Source organism: Mesorhizobium sp. M6A.T.Ce.TU.002.03.1.1, assembly GCF_003997275.1.
GTDB classification, from domain to species: Bacteria; Pseudomonadota; Alphaproteobacteria; order Rhizobiales; family Rhizobiaceae; genus Mesorhizobium; species Mesorhizobium mediterraneum.
Genome location: NZ_RZTI01000068.1, coordinates 18,341 through 31,693, shown reverse-complemented (window position 1 = coordinate 31,693; position 13,353 = coordinate 18,341). Strand labels below are relative to the sequence as shown.

At 61.9% G+C, this 13,353-nt stretch carries 25 protein-coding genes and 1 pseudogene; all 26 read left to right on the top strand.

The features are described 5' to 3' along the window. Positions 1–249 (top strand): annotated as a pseudogene (gene tuf / locus EOC93_RS19950) (elongation factor Tu); the annotation flags it as partial. Between the two features lie 63 nt (positions 250–312). Then, the gene (gene rpsJ, locus EOC93_RS19945; RefSeq protein ID WP_006205468.1) at positions 313–621 is read left to right on the top strand and encodes a 30S ribosomal protein S10; all 309 of its coding nucleotides are present in this window, start codon (positions 313–315) and stop codon (positions 619–621) included. 94 nt (positions 622–715) lie between these two features. Continuing rightward, the gene (rplC, locus tag EOC93_RS19940) at positions 716–1,462 is read left to right on the top strand and encodes a 50S ribosomal protein L3 (protein WP_095488565.1); all 747 of its coding nucleotides are present in this window, start codon (positions 716–718) and stop codon (positions 1,460–1,462) included. After that, positions 1,462–2,082, top strand: coding sequence for a 50S ribosomal protein L4 (gene rplD / locus EOC93_RS19935; RefSeq protein ID WP_126106700.1), 621 nt, complete (start codon positions 1,462–1,464; stop codon positions 2,080–2,082). Before rplC ends, rplD begins: the two co-directional genes overlap by 1 nt. Then, positions 2,079–2,372 (top strand): 50S ribosomal protein L23, encoded by a 294-nt coding sequence (locus tag EOC93_RS19930; RefSeq protein ID WP_010909275.1) that lies wholly within the window; start codon positions 2,079–2,081, stop codon positions 2,370–2,372. Before rplD ends, EOC93_RS19930 begins: the two co-directional genes overlap by 4 nt. A gap of 23 nt (positions 2,373–2,395) precedes the next feature. Next, entirely contained in the window at positions 2,396–3,229 is an 834-nt protein-coding gene (gene rplB, locus EOC93_RS19925; protein ID WP_095488566.1) for a 50S ribosomal protein L2, read from the top strand. A 16-nt stretch (positions 3,230–3,245) separates the two neighbouring features. Further along, a complete protein-coding gene (gene rpsS / locus EOC93_RS19920) occupies positions 3,246–3,524 on the top strand; it encodes a 30S ribosomal protein S19 (RefSeq protein WP_006205463.1) in 279 nt (92 codons plus the stop codon). A 2-nt stretch (positions 3,525–3,526) separates the two neighbouring features. Then, positions 3,527–3,916, top strand: coding sequence for a 50S ribosomal protein L22 (gene rplV, locus EOC93_RS19915; protein WP_006205462.1), 390 nt, complete (start codon positions 3,527–3,529; stop codon positions 3,914–3,916). After that, entirely contained in the window at positions 3,916–4,641 is a 726-nt protein-coding gene (rpsC, locus tag EOC93_RS19910; RefSeq protein WP_095488567.1) for a 30S ribosomal protein S3, read from the top strand. Before rplV ends, rpsC begins: the two co-directional genes overlap by 1 nt. A 27-nt stretch (positions 4,642–4,668) precedes the next feature. Continuing rightward, positions 4,669–5,082, top strand: coding sequence for a 50S ribosomal protein L16 (rplP, locus tag EOC93_RS19905; RefSeq protein ID WP_023799290.1), 414 nt, complete (start codon positions 4,669–4,671; stop codon positions 5,080–5,082). Between the two features lie 13 nt (positions 5,083–5,095). After that, a complete protein-coding gene (gene rpmC, locus EOC93_RS19900) occupies positions 5,096–5,296 on the top strand; it encodes a 50S ribosomal protein L29 (protein WP_006205459.1) in 201 nt (66 codons plus the stop codon). Positions 5,297–5,307: 11 nt separating this feature from the next. Further along, positions 5,308–5,547 (top strand): 30S ribosomal protein S17, encoded by a 240-nt coding sequence (gene rpsQ / locus EOC93_RS19895; RefSeq protein ID WP_023799288.1) that lies wholly within the window; start codon positions 5,308–5,310, stop codon positions 5,545–5,547. A 71-nt stretch (positions 5,548–5,618) separates the two neighbouring features. Next, a complete protein-coding gene (gene rplN, locus EOC93_RS19890; protein WP_006205457.1) occupies positions 5,619–5,987 on the top strand; it encodes a 50S ribosomal protein L14 in 369 nt (122 codons plus the stop codon). Positions 5,988–5,999: 12 nt separating this feature from the next. Then, entirely contained in the window at positions 6,000–6,314 is a 315-nt protein-coding gene (gene rplX, locus EOC93_RS19885) for a 50S ribosomal protein L24 (RefSeq protein ID WP_013531428.1), read from the top strand. Then, the gene (gene rplE / locus EOC93_RS19880; RefSeq protein ID WP_095488568.1) at positions 6,307–6,885 is read left to right on the top strand and encodes a 50S ribosomal protein L5; all 579 of its coding nucleotides are present in this window, start codon (positions 6,307–6,309) and stop codon (positions 6,883–6,885) included. Before rplX ends, rplE begins: the two co-directional genes overlap by 8 nt. Positions 6,886–6,913: 28 nt before the next feature. Next, a complete protein-coding gene (gene rpsN / locus EOC93_RS19875) occupies positions 6,914–7,219 on the top strand; it encodes a 30S ribosomal protein S14 (RefSeq protein ID WP_029352223.1) in 306 nt (101 codons plus the stop codon). A 12-nt stretch (positions 7,220–7,231) separates the two neighbouring features. Next, entirely contained in the window at positions 7,232–7,630 is a 399-nt protein-coding gene (rpsH, locus tag EOC93_RS19870) for a 30S ribosomal protein S8 (RefSeq protein ID WP_006205453.1), read from the top strand. Positions 7,631–7,727: 97 nt separating this feature from the next. Next, complete coding sequence (rplF, locus tag EOC93_RS19865) at positions 7,728–8,261, top strand: 50S ribosomal protein L6 (protein ID WP_023799285.1); 534 nt, start codon at positions 7,728–7,730, stop codon at positions 8,259–8,261. Between the two features lie 85 nt (positions 8,262–8,346). Further along, positions 8,347–8,706 (top strand): 50S ribosomal protein L18, encoded by a 360-nt coding sequence (rplR, locus tag EOC93_RS19860; RefSeq protein WP_029352225.1) that lies wholly within the window; start codon positions 8,347–8,349, stop codon positions 8,704–8,706. Between the two features lie 82 nt (positions 8,707–8,788). Continuing rightward, a complete protein-coding gene (rpsE, locus tag EOC93_RS19855; RefSeq protein WP_006333394.1) occupies positions 8,789–9,352 on the top strand; it encodes a 30S ribosomal protein S5 in 564 nt (187 codons plus the stop codon). 24 nt (positions 9,353–9,376) lie between these two features. After that, entirely contained in the window at positions 9,377–9,574 is a 198-nt protein-coding gene (gene rpmD / locus EOC93_RS19850) for a 50S ribosomal protein L30 (protein ID WP_006205449.1), read from the top strand. A gap of 22 nt (positions 9,575–9,596) precedes the next feature. After that, positions 9,597–10,070 (top strand): 50S ribosomal protein L15, encoded by a 474-nt coding sequence (rplO, locus tag EOC93_RS19845; RefSeq protein ID WP_095488569.1) that lies wholly within the window; start codon positions 9,597–9,599, stop codon positions 10,068–10,070. A gap of 191 nt (positions 10,071–10,261) precedes the next feature. Then, a complete protein-coding gene (gene secY, locus EOC93_RS19840; protein ID WP_095488570.1) occupies positions 10,262–11,602 on the top strand; it encodes a preprotein translocase subunit SecY in 1,341 nt (446 codons plus the stop codon). Beyond that, positions 11,599–12,207 (top strand): adenylate kinase, encoded by a 609-nt coding sequence (locus EOC93_RS19835; protein WP_127205468.1) that lies wholly within the window; start codon positions 11,599–11,601, stop codon positions 12,205–12,207. Before secY ends, EOC93_RS19835 begins: the two co-directional genes overlap by 4 nt. Before the next feature lie 191 nt (positions 12,208–12,398). Next, on the top strand, positions 12,399–12,767 hold the full coding sequence (rpsM, locus tag EOC93_RS19830) for a 30S ribosomal protein S13 (RefSeq protein WP_029352234.1): 369 nt from the start codon (positions 12,399–12,401) through the stop codon (positions 12,765–12,767). A gap of 157 nt (positions 12,768–12,924) precedes the next feature. Further along, positions 12,925–13,314 carry a 30S ribosomal protein S11 gene (gene rpsK / locus EOC93_RS19825; protein ID WP_023799279.1) on the top strand — a complete coding sequence of 130 codons (390 nt, stop codon included), beginning with the start codon at positions 12,925–12,927 and terminating at the stop codon, positions 13,312–13,314. The last annotated feature ends 39 nt before the right edge of the window (positions 13,315–13,353 follow it).

Here is a 13,353-nt window from a genome sequence, read left to right as displayed (position 1 = left end):
ACCAAGGACGAAGGTGGCCGTCACACGCCGTTCTTCACCAACTACCGTCCGCAGTTCTATTTCCGCACGACCGACGTGACCGGCATCGTGTCGCTGCCGGAAGGCACCGAGATGGTGATGCCGGGCGACAACATCACGGTCGATGTCGAGCTGATCGTGCCGATCGCCATGGAAGAGAAGCTGCGCTTCGCCATCCGTGAAGGCGGCCGCACCGTCGGTGCCGGCATCGTCGTCACCATCAAAGAGTAATTTGGACTTAAACCGATCTGTCGCGGGCGCTGCCCGCGCCGCGCCAGAACAAGGAAGTGACGCATGAACGGACAGAATATCCGCATCCGCCTGAAGGCGTTTGATCACCGGGTGCTTGACGCCTCGACGCGGGAAATCGTGTCGACGGCCAAGCGCACCGGCGCCAACGTCCGCGGCCCCATTCCGCTGCCGACGCGGATCGAAAAGTTCACGGTCAACCGGTCGCCTCACGTCGACAAGAAGAGCCGCGAGCAGTTCGAGATGCGCACGCACAAGCGTCTGCTCGATATCGTTGACCCGACCCCGCAGACGGTCGACGCTTTGATGAAGCTCGATCTTGCCGCCGGTGTCGACGTCGAGATCAAGCTCTAAGGAACCAGAGGGGCGGGGCGACCCGGAACTCTGAAGGAACAAGAGGCGTGGAGGGGCGACAGCCCCGACAGGGAACTCTAAAGGAATTGAACCGATGCGTTCAGGTGTGATTGCAAAGAAGGTGGGAATGACCCGCATCTACAACGATGCCGGGGAACATGTTCCCGTCACTGTTCTCCAGATGGAGAACTGCCAGGTCGTGGCGCAGCGCACGCAGGAGAAGAACGGCTATACCGCCGTCCAGCTCGGCGTTGGCCTTGCCAAGGTGAAGAACACGTCGAAGGCGATGCGCGGCCATTTCGCGACGGCTTCCGTCGAGCCGAAGGCCAAGGTTGCCGAATTCCGTGTCTCCGCCGACAACATGATCGATGTCGGCGCCGAGATCACCGTCGATCATTTCGTCGCCGGCCAGAAGGTCGATGTGACGGGAACCACGATCGGCAAGGGTTTCCAGGGCGTTATCAAGCGGCACCACATGGGCGGTGGCCGCGCGACCCACGGCAACTCGGTCTCGCACCGCACGCACGGCTCGACCGGCCAGCGCCAGGATCCGGGCAAGGTGTTCAAGGGCAAGCATATGGCTGGCCACATGGGTGACACCCGCGTCACAACGCAGAATGTCGAGGTCGTCTCGACCGATGCCGATCGCGGTCTGATCCTGATCCGCGGCGCGGTTCCTGGTTCGAAGGGTGCCTGGATCCTGGTCCGCGACGCGGCCAAGGTTGCGCTGCCGGCCAATGCGCCGAAGCCCGCCGCAATCCGCGCCATTGCGACCAATGATGGCGCCAAGAACGATGCCCCGGCCACAGTAGATGCCCCGGCCACAGAGGGAGCGGAATAATGGACCTCAAGATCACAACGCTTGGCGGCAAAGACGCCGGCAAGGTGAAACTCTCCGAGGAGATTTTCGGCCTTGATCCGCGCGAGGACATTCTGCAGCGCGTCGTGCGCTGGCAGCTTGCCAAGAAGCAGCAGGGCACGCACAAGACCAAGGGTCGCGCCGAGATCGCTCGGACCGGCGCCAAGATGTACAAGCAGAAGGGTACGGGCCGCGCCCGCCACCATTCGGCACGCGCTCCGCAGTTCCGCGGCGGCGGCAAGGCCCACGGTCCGGTCGTCCGCAGCCACGAGCACGATTTGCCGAAGAAGGTGCGTGCGCTGGGCCTCAAGCATGCTCTTTCGGCCAAGGCCAAGAGCGCATCGCTCATCATTATCGACGAGTTGATGATGACTGAGGCCAAGACCAAGGCGCTGATCGCGAATTTCGCGACGCTGGGCCTGTCCAACGCCCTGCTGATCGGCGGCGCCGAGCTCGATAAGAACTTCAAGCTGGCGGCGACGAACATCCCGAACATCGACGTGCTGCCCATCCAGGGCATCAACGTCTACGACATTCTGCGCCGCGGCACGCTGGTCCTCTCGAAGGCCGCCGTCGAGGCTCTCGAGGAGCGCTTCAAATGACCGACCTTCGTCACTACGACGTGATCGTCTCGCCGGCGATCACCGAAAAGTCGACCATGGCTTCCGAGCAGAACCAGGTCGTCTTCAACGTCGCCAAGAAGGCGTCGAAGCCGGAAATCAAGGCCGCCGTCGAAGCGCTGTTCGGCGTCAAGGTGATGGCCGTGAACACGCTTGTCCGCAAGGGCAAGATCAAGCGCTTCCGCGGCACGATCGGCCGCCAGAGCGACGTCAAGAAGGCGATTGTGACGCTGGCCGACGGCCAGTCGATCGACGTCGCGACGGGTCTCTGAGCAAGACCGCGAGGACAACAAACATGGCACTGAAAAAATTCAACCCGATAACGCCGAGCACCCGCCAGCTGGTCATCGTCGATCGCTCGGGCCTCTATAAGGGCAAGCCCGTCAAGGGCCTGACCGAAGGCCTGACCAAGTCGGGCGGCCGCAACAATTACGGCCGCATTACGGCCCGCTTCATCGGCGGCGGTCACAAGCGCACGTACCGCATCATCGACTTCAAGCGCCGCAAGTTCGACGTTGTCGGCACGGTCGAGCGTATCGAATACGATCCGAACCGCAGCGCCTTCATCGCGCTGATCAAGTATGACGATGGCGAGCTGTCCTACATCATCGCTCCGCAGCGCCTTGCTGCCGGCGACAAGATCGTGGCCGGCGAAGCGGTCGACGTGAAGCCGGGCAATGCGATGCCGCTGGCCTCGATGCCGGTCGGCACGATCGTCCACAACATCGAGCTGAAGCCGGGCAAGGGCGCCCAGGTTGCCCGTTCGGCTGGCGGTTATGCCCAGCTCGTCGGCCGTGACCAGGGCATGGCGATCCTGCGCCTGAATTCGGGTGAGCAGCGTGTCGTCCACGGCTCGTGCATGGCCACTGTCGGCGCCGTGTCCAACCCGGACCACGGCAACATCAATGACGGCAAGGCAGGCCGCACGGTGTGGCGGGGAAAACGTCCGCACAATCGCGGCGTGACCATGAACCCGGTCGACCATCCGCATGGCGGCGGCGAAGGCCGCACCTCGGGTGGCCGCCATCCGGTTTCGCCTTGGGGCAAGCCGACCAAGGGCAAGAAGACGCGGTCCAATAAGGCGACCGACAAGTTCATCCTGCGCTCGCGCCATCAGCGCAAGAGCTAAGAAGAGGTAACGCCAAGTGACTCGTTCGATTTGGAAAGGCCCCTTCATTGACGGCTACCTTCTCAAGAAGGTGGACAAGGTTCGTGAAGGTGGTCGCAATGAGGTGATCAAGATGTGGAGCCGTCGCTCCACCATCCTGCCGCAGTTCGTCGGCTTCACCTTCGGTGTCTACAACGGCCAGAAGCACGTTCCCGTTTCGGTGAACGAGGACATGGTCGGCCACAAGTTCGGTGAATTCGCTCCGACCCGGACCTATTACGGTCATGGCGCGGATAAGAAGGCGAAGAGGAAATAATCATGGGCAAGGCCAAAGCTCCGCGCAGGCTTGCTGACAACGAAGCGCGCGCCGTGTTGCGCACGATCCGTATCAGCCCGCAGAAGCTGAACCTCGTTGCCGCGCTGATCCGCGGCAAGAAGGTCGCGACAGCGCTTTCCGATCTCGAATTCTCGGCCAAGCGGATTTCCGGCACGGTCAAGAAGACGCTGGAATCGGCGATCGCCAACGCGGAAAACAACCACGACCTCGACGTCGATGCGCTGATCGTGGCGGAAGCCTATGTCGGCAAGTCGATCGTCATGAAGCGGTTCCATGCCCGTGGCCGTGGTCGCGCCAGCCGTATCGAGAAGCCGTTCTCGCACCTCACGATCGTCGTTCGTGAAGTCGAAGAAAAAGGGGAGGCCGCATAATGGGCCAGAAAGTCAATCCGATCGGTCTGCGTCTCGGCATCAACCGCACCTGGGATTCGCGCTGGTTCGCGAACACCGGCGAGTACGGCAAGCTGCTGCATGAGGACATCAAGATCCGCAAGTACCTTGAGAAGGAACTCAAGCAGGCTGCGATTTCGAAGGTCGTGATCGAGCGTCCGCACAAGAAGTGCCGCGTCACCATCCATGCGGCGCGTCCGGGCCTGATCATCGGCAAGAAGGGCGCCGACATCGAAAAGCTTCGCAAGAAGCTGATGGAGATGACGAAGTCTGAGACGCATTTGAACATCGTCGAGGTGCGCAAGCCCGAGATTGACGCGACGCTGGTCGCCCAGTCGATCGCCCAGCAGCTCGAGCGCCGCATTGCGTTCCGCCGCGCCATGAAGCGCGCCGTGCAGTCTGCGATGCGCCTCGGTGCCGAAGGCATCCGCATCAACTGCGCAGGCCGTCTCGGCGGCGCCGAGATCGCGCGCATGGAATGGTACCGCGAAGGTCGCGTGCCGCTGCATACGCTGCGCGCCGACGTCGACTACGGCACGGCCGAGGCGCACACCGCCTACGGCATCTGCGGCGTCAAGGTCTGGGTGTTCAAGGGCGAAATCCTCGAGCACGACCCGATGGCTTCGGAGCGCCGCGCGACCGAGGGCGATCATGCGCATGGCGGTGGTGGTGAGCGCGAACGCGGTCGCCGTCGCGAAAACGCCTGAGACAGTTGAGAATTTGGAGTTAGAACGATGCTGCAGCCAAAGCGCACAAAGTTCCGCAAGCAGTTCAAGGGTCGTATCCATGGTGCCGCCAAGGGTGGCACCAATCTGGATTTCGGCGGTTTCGGGCTGAAGGCGCTTGAGCCGAACCGCGTCACCGCGCGCGAGATCGAGGCGGCCCGCCGCGCGATCACTCGTGAGATGAAGCGCGCCGGCCGCGTCTGGATCCGTATCTTTCCGGACGTGCCGGTGACGTCGAAGCCGACCGAAGTCCGCATGGGCAAGGGCAAGGGCGCGGTCGATTACTGGGCGGCGCGCGTCAAGCCCGGCCGTATCATGTTCGAGATCGACGGCGTCAATGAGGAAACCGCCCGTGAGGCGCTGCGTCTCGGCGCGGCCAAGCTCTCGGTCAGGACGCGCTTCGTACAGCGCATCGCAGAATAAGGACGGGCTGATCATGAAAGCCGAAGACATCCGGACCAAGACCCAGGACCAGCTGACCGACGATCTGGCCAGCCTGAAGAAGGAGCAGTTCAACCTGCGCTTCCAGAAGGCCACCGGCCAGCTCGAGAAGACCGCTCGCGTGAGGCAGGTCCGTAAGGACATTGCGCGTATCAAGACCATCGCTGCGGAAAAATCCGCGGCTAAGAAGGCTTAAGGACGAAAACCATGCCAAAGCGCATTCTGCAGGGCACCGTCGTCAGCGACAAGAACGAGAAGACGGTTGTCGTCAAGGTCGAACGGCGCTTCACGCATCCCGTGATGAAGAAGACCGTGCGCATGACCAAGAAGTACAAGGCGCACGACGAGAACAACGCCCACAAGGTCGGCGATCAGGTGTTCATCCAGGAATCGAAGCCGATTTCCAAGGACAAGCGCTGGACCGTAGTGTCTTCGGACCAGGCGTAAACAACGAATTTTGGACAGACCGGGGAGGGGCTTTGAGCCCGTCCCGTTAGAAGAGAAGAAGGCGGCCAGTCATGATTCAGATGCAAACAAACCTCGACGTCGCGGATAATTCCGGCGCTCGTCGTGTCATGTGCATCAAGGTGCTGGGCGGCTCGAAGCGGAAATACGCTTCCGTGGGCGACATCATCGTGGTGTCGATCAAGGAAGCCATCCCGCGCGGCCGCGTCAAGAAGGGCGATGTGATGAAGGCGGTCGTGGTTCGCACGGCCAAGGACATCCGCCGCCCGGACGGCAGCGTGATCCGTTTCGACAAGAACGCGGCCGTTCTCGTCGACAACAAGAAAGAGCCAATCGGCACGCGTATCTTCGGACCGGTTCCGCGCGAACTCCGCGCCAAGAACCACATGAAGATCATCTCGCTCGCGCCTGAAGTGCTGTAAGGAGCCGGACCAATGCAGAAGATTAGAAAAGGCGACAAGGTCGTCGTGCTGGCCGGCAAGGACAAGGGCCGTTCGGGCGAAGTCCTCTCGGTACAGCCGAAGGAAGACACCGCGCTGGTGCGCGGCGTCAACATGATCCGTCGTCACCAGAAGCAGTCCCAGTCCCAAGAGGGCGGGATCATCACCAAGGAAGCGCCGATCCAGCTGTCGAACATCGCGCTGGCCGACCCCAAGGATGGCAAGCCGACCCGCGTCGGTTTCATCTTCCAGAAGGACGGCAAGAAGGTGCGCGTCGCCAAGCGCTCGGGAGAAGTCATCAATGGCTAAGTCTCAAACCAAGCAGGCGACTGCTCAGAACACGCCGCGCCTCAAGCAGGTCTACAACGAGACCATTCGCAAGGCGCTGCAGGAGCAGTTCGGCTACGAGAACGAGATGCAGGTTCCGCGCATCGACAAGATCGTGCTGAACATGGGCGTCGGCGAAGCCACCGGCGATTCGAAGAAGCCTTCGATCGCTGCGGAAGATCTTGCGATGATCGCCGGCCAGAAGGCCGTCGTCACCCACGCCCGCAATTCGATCGCCGGCTTCAAGGTCCGCGAAAAGATGCCGATCGGCGCCAAGGTCACGCTGCGCAAGGAACGCATGTACGAGTTCCTCGACCGCCTCGTGAACATCGCGCTGCCGCGCGTCCGCGACTTCCGCGGGCTCAATCCGAAGAGCTTCGATGGCCGTGGCAACTATGCCATGGGCATCAAGGAACACATCGTGTTCCCGGAGATCAACTACGACAAGGTTGATCAGATCTGGGGCATGGACGTCATCGTTTGTACGACTGCGAAGACGGACGACGAAGCCAGGGCATTGCTCAAGGCCTTCAACTTCCCCTTCCGCCAGTAACGGCAGCGAGAAAAGGAAAAAATCTGAAATGGCAAAGACCAGCTCAGTCGAGAAGAACAACAGGCGCCGCAAGCTTGTGGACCAGTACGCTGCCAAGCGTAAGGCCCTCAAGGCGATCATCATGGATCAGTCCAAGCCGATGGAAGAGCGCTTCCGCGCTCAGCTGAAGCTTGCGGCACTGCCGCGCAACTCGGCCAAGATCCGCATCCGCAACCGCTGCGAAGTCACCGGACGTCCGCGTGCCTACTATCGCAAGCTCAAAGTATCGCGCATCGCGCTTCGGGATCTCGGCAATAACGGCCAGATCCCGGGCCTGGTCAAGTCGAGCTGGTAAGGAGGACATAACATGTCATTGAGCGATCCTCTCGGCGATATGCTGACCCGCATCCGCAACGCCTATGGCCGCAAGAAGTCGAGCGTTTCGACGCCGGCTTCGCGCCTGCGTACCCGCGTCCTCGACGTGCTGAAGGCGGAAGGCTATATCCGCGACTACAGCCAGACCGACTTCGACAACGGCAAGTCCGAAATCGAGATCGAGCTGAAGTATTTCGACGGTGCGCCGGTCGTGCGCGAAATCGCCCGCGTCTCGAAGCCGGGCCGTCGCGTCTACGTTTCGGCGAAGTCGATCCCGCACGTCGCCAACGGCCTCGGCATCGCCATCCTTTCGACGCCGAAGGGCGTGATGGCCGACCACGAAGCGCGTGAACAGAATGTCGGCGGGGAAATCCTCTGCCAGATCTTCTGATCTGGCAGCGAGATCCCGAAAAGTGGTTACCGGTTTTCGGGCAAGATCTCGCTCGAAAATAGAGACCTGAAACAAGAGAAGTGACGAGGACAACAAAATGTCTCGTATTGGAAAGAAACCCGTTTCGCTGCCGCAGGGCGTGACCGCGACCGTTGACGGCCAGACCGTCACGGCGAAGGGCCCCAAGGGTGAGCTGAAGTTCGTGGTGAACGACGAAGTGCTGGTCAAGATGGAAGGCAGCGAGATCGCTGTCCAGCCGCGCGACCAGACCAAGACCGCCCGCTCCAAATGGGGTATGTCGCGCACGCAGATCGTCAATATCCTGCAGGGCGTCAAGGACGGCTTCGAAAAGAAGCTCGAGATCACCGGCGTCGGCTATCGCGCCGCCATGCAGGGCAAGAACCTGCAGCTTGCGCTCGGCTTCAGCCATGACGTCGTCTACGAAACGCCGCAGGACATCACGATCACCGTGCCGAAGCCGACGGAAATCACCGTGACCGGCATCGACAAGCAGAAGGTCGGCCAGGTTGCTGCCGAGATCCGCGAATATCGCGGTCCCGAGCCGTACAAGGGCAAGGGCGTTCGTTACGCTGGCGAGAAGATCGTCCGCAAGGAAGGCAAGAAGAAGTAATTTCAACGCCGCGGGGAGCGGTCGCGGGAGGCTTGTCCTACCGCACAGGGTTGCCCCCGTTTTTTGAAGGCAAGGAACTGATATCATGGGCTCGAAAGAATCCACCCAACGCCGCGCTCAGCGCGTCCGCCGCCAGATCAAGAAGGTCGCAGGCGAGCGTCCGCGCCTGTCGGTCCACCGCACGTCGAAGAACATCTACGTGCAGGTCATCGACGACGCCAAGGGCCACACCATCGCTGCCGCCTCGACGCTGGAGAAGGACCTCAAGGGTTCGCTCAAGACCGGTGCCGACACTGCCGCCGCAGTGGCAATCGGCAAGTTGATTGCCGAGCGCGCTTCGAAGGCCGGCGTCAAGGAAGTTGTCTTCGACCGCGGACCGTACATCTATCACGGCCGCGTCAAGGCACTGGCCGAGGCTGCCCGTGAAGGCGGCTTGAGCTTCTAAAAAGTTTCGCCCCCGGCAACCCCACAGAGGGAACCGGATATCATCATCAACCGTGCTTCCGGAAAAAAACAAGGAACAGGATATGGCACAGGAACGTAGGGATGGCGGCCGCGGCCGTGATCGCGAAGAGCGCGACGACGGCATGGTGGACAAGCTCGTCCACATCAACCGCGTCGCCAAGGTCGTCAAGGGCGGCCGGCGCTTCGGCTTTGCAGCACTCGTCGTCGTCGGCGACCAGAAGGGCCGCGTCGGCTTCGGTCATGGCAAGGCGCGCGAAGTGCCTGAGGCGATCCGCAAGGCGACCGAATCGGCCAAGCGCGACATGATCTTCGTGCCGCTGCGCTCGGGCCGTACGCTGCACCACGACGTCGAGGGACGTTGGGGAGCCGGACGCGTTCTGCTGCGCGCTGCCAAGCAGGGTACCGGCATCATCGCCGGCGGGCCGATGCGCGCCGTCTTCGAGACGCTAGGCATGCATGACGTGGTTGCCAAGTCGATGGGTTCGTCGAACCCGTACAACATGGTTCGCGCCACCTTCGACGCGCTGAAGAGCCAGATGCATCCCAAAGATGTGGCCGCTGCGCGCGGCATCAAGTATTCGACCCTTCAGGCCCGCCGCGGCACCGCCGTTGCGGCCGAAGAATAGTCGATCTGACCAGGGATTTTGACCATGGCCAAGAAAGCAACCAAGACCATCACCGTCGAGCAGATCGGTTCGCCGATCCGCCGGCCGAAGGAGCAGCGCGCGACGCTGGTCGGCCTCGGCCTCAACAAGATGCACAAGCAGCGCACGCTGGAGGACACCCCCTCCGTGCGCGGCATGATCGCTGCCGTCCAGCATCTCGTCCGCGTCGTGGACGAGGGCTGAGCCAGAGCGCAGGAGAACTCAGATGAAACTCAACGATCTGCGTGACAAGGACGGCGCGACGCATTCCAAGAAGCGTCTCGGCCGCGGCATCGGTTCCGGCTCGGGCAAGACCGCCGGTCGCGGCGTCAAGGGTCAGAAGGCGCGCTCCGGCGTCGCCATCAACGGCTTCGAGGGCGGCCAGATGCCGCTCTACCGGCGTCTGCCGAAGCGTGGCTTCAACAACATCTTCGCCAAGAGCTTCACTGTCGTGTCGCTGGCCCGCATCCAGGCCGCGCTCGACGCCAAGAAGCTCGACGCCAAGACGACTGTGACGGCCGAAGCGCTGGTCGCTGCCGGCGTCATTCGCCGCGTCAAGGACGGCGTGCGCATCCTCTCCGACGGCGACATCAAGTCGAAACTCGCCTTCGACGTGGCCGGCGCCTCCAAGGCTGCCATCGAGAAGATCGAAAAGGCCGGCGGTTCGGTGAAGCTGCCGGAAAAGGCAGCCGCCGAGTAACGTCGATTTGAAGCGCGATCGGCAAGAGTGGGATACGTTTCGCTTTTGATTGCGCTTTGATCCGACCAATATGGCGGCCGCGTCAACGCGGCCGCTTGCATGTTTGCAGTCCGGAGCTTATCTCGTGAGCTTCGGTGACACGCGCCGCCTGAGTTGCGGGCCATCGAGCGTGACCAAGCGGAGAATCAGGCATGGCTTCGGCTGCTGAACAACTAGCCTCGAATCTGAATTTCTCGGCCTTCGCCAAGGCGGAGGATCTGAAGAAGCGCATCTGGTTCACCATCGGTGCGCTGCTCGTCTACCGCCTCGGCACCTATATCCCGCTGCCCGGCATCAATCCCGACGCTTTCGCCCAGGCCTTCTCGTCGCAGAGCAAGGGCGTGCTCGGCATGTTCAACATGTTCGCCGGCGGCGCCGTGGAGCGCATGGCGATCTTTGCCCTCGGCATCATGCCCTATATCTCCGCTTCCATCATCATGCAGCTGATGACCTCCGTCATCCCGTCGCTGGAAGCGCTGAAGAAGGAAGGCGAGCAGGGCCGCAAGGTCATCAACCAGTACACGCGCTACGGCACCGTGCTTTTAGCGCTGGTCCAGGCCTATGGCATTTCGGTCGGACTGGAAGGCGGCAACGGCATCGTCAGCGATCCAGGCATGTTCTTCCGCGTCTCGACGGTCATCACGCTGGTCGGCGGCACCATGTTCCTGATGTGGCTCGGCGAGCAGATCACCGCCCGCGGCATCGGCAACGGCATTTCGCTGATCATCTTTTCCGGCATCGTCGCCGGCCTGCCGCAAGCCATCTCCGGTACGCTGGAACTTGGCCGCACCGGCGCGCTGTCGACCGGCCTGATCCTGGCGATCATCGTTCTCGCCGTCGTCGTCATCGCGCTGATCGTGTTCTTCGAGCGCGCCCAGCGGCGCTTGCTGATCCAGTATCCGAAGCGCCAGGTCGGCAACCGCATGTTCCAGGGCGACACTTCGCACCTGCCGCTCAAGCTCAATACGGCCGGCGTCATTCCGCCGATCTTCGCCTCTTCGCTGCTGTTGCTGCCGGCGACGGTCGCAGGCTTCTCGCAGACCACCAACATGCCAGCCTGGGCCAGCACCGTGCTCGCGGCACTCGGCCATGGCCAGCCGCTCTACATGGCGTTCTATGCGGCGATGATCGTGTTTTTCGCCTTCTTCTATACGGCGATCGTCTTCAACCCGAAGGACACCGCCGACCAGCTCAAGAAGCATTCGGGTTTCATTCCGGGCTACCGTCCGGGCGAGCGCACGGCCGATTACATCGACTATGTTCTCACCCGCATCACCGTCGTCGGCGCCATCTATCTGGTGCTGGTGTGTCTGCTGCCCGAGTTCCTGATTTCAGCGACTGGCGTACCATTCTACCTCGGTGGCACATCGCTTCTGATCGTGGTCAGTGTAACGCTCGATACGGTGGCGCAGATTCAGGGTCACCTGATCGCGCATCAGTATGAGGGCCTGATCAAGAAGTCGAAGCTGCGCGGGGGGAAAAAGGCCAGATGAGGTTGATATTGCTTGGACCGCCAGGGGCGGGCAAGGGGACGCAAGCACAAAGACTGGTAGAAAAATACGGCATACCCCAACTCTCCACGGGCGATATGCTGCGCGCTGCTGTCCAGGCCGGCACCGATGTCGGCAAACGCGCCAAGGCGGTGATGGACGCGGGCGAACTGGTCTCCGACGCCATCGTCAACGCCATCGTGGCCGAGCGGATCGATCAGGCCGATTGCGCCGGGGGATTCATCCTTGACGGATACCCGCGAACCTTGGTGCAAGCGGACGCGGTTGAATCGATGCTCTCGGATCGCGGCCTCACGCTCGACGCTGTCATCGAACTCGTCGTCGACGACAAGGCACTGGTTGGTCGAATCGGCAAGCGCGCCGAACAGGCCAAGGCCGCGGGTCTGCCGGTACGCAAAGACGACAATCCGGCGGTGTTCGAAGAGCGCCTGAGGGAGTACTACAAGAAAACGTCGCCGCTGATCGGCTACTACTATGCCAAGGGCAAGCTGAGAGGTGTCGACGGAATGGCCGACATTGATGCGGTGACGCAACAGATCGAAGTGGTGCTCGCGGCCGCGACCCAAGGGGCGGCAAACGGAAAATAAACGATTACGCTTGACTGGAGCGGCTCGCTGGGGTATGGCGGCCCGTCTTCCTATCAGGCATGAGGCTTGCTTGCCCGCAAGGGCAAGGCAGCCGCTTTGAACTGGAAACTCCCGCATGGGCCGGCCTCCACCGGACGCGGGGCAACTTTGATAGCGCCGGCTTGTCCGGCCCACATGGAGAAGAGAAGAACATGGCTCGTATAGCTGGCGTTAACATTCCGACCAACAAGCGCGTCGTCATTGCGCTTCAGTACATTCACGGCATTGGCAAGAACTTCGCCCAGGAGATCGTCGACAAGGTCGGCATCCCGGCCGAGCGCCGCGTCAACCAGCTGACCGACGCGGAAGTGCTGCAGATCCGCGAGACGATCGACCGCGACTATCAGGTCGAGGGCGATCTGCGCCGCGAAGTGTCGATGAACATCAAGCGGCTCATGGACCTCGGCTGCTATCGCGGCCTGCGTCATCGCCGCTCGCTGCCGGTTCGCGGCCAGCGCACGCACACCAATGCGCGCACCCGCAAGGGCCCGGCCAAGTCGATCGCCGGCAAGAAGAAGTAATTTAGGGGAATATGGGAGTAGGGCAGTAAGGCAGTATGTAATGCGGCGCGGTTCGTCTGCGGCCAGACATACTCCCTACTGCCCTATTCCCCTACTCCCTTAGCAAGGTGGAGCCGCTGGCATTACGGCGGTGTAGAGATCAACTGAAAGGACCATCATGGCCAAGGAAGCCACACGTGTTCGCCGTCGCGAACGCAAGAATATCTCGTCGGGCGTTGCCCACGTCAACTCGACCTTCAACAACACGATGATCACCATCACCGACGCGCAGGGCAATTCGATTGCCTGGTCGTCGGCGGGAGCCCAGGGCTTCAAGGGGTCTCGCAAGTCGACGCCGTTCGCTGCCCAGATGGCTGCCGAAGACGTCGCCAAGAAGGCCCAGGAACACGGCATGCGCATGCTCGAGGTCGAGGTCTGCGGACCCGGCTCCGGTCGTGAATCGGCGCTGCGCGCGCTGCAGGCAGCCGGCTTCACCATCACCTCGATCCGTGATGTGACGCCGATCCCGCACAATGGCTGCCGCCCGCGCAAGAAGCGCCGCGTCTAAAGCATGTCGCCCAAAAGTGCGCAGCGGTTTTGGGGCAAC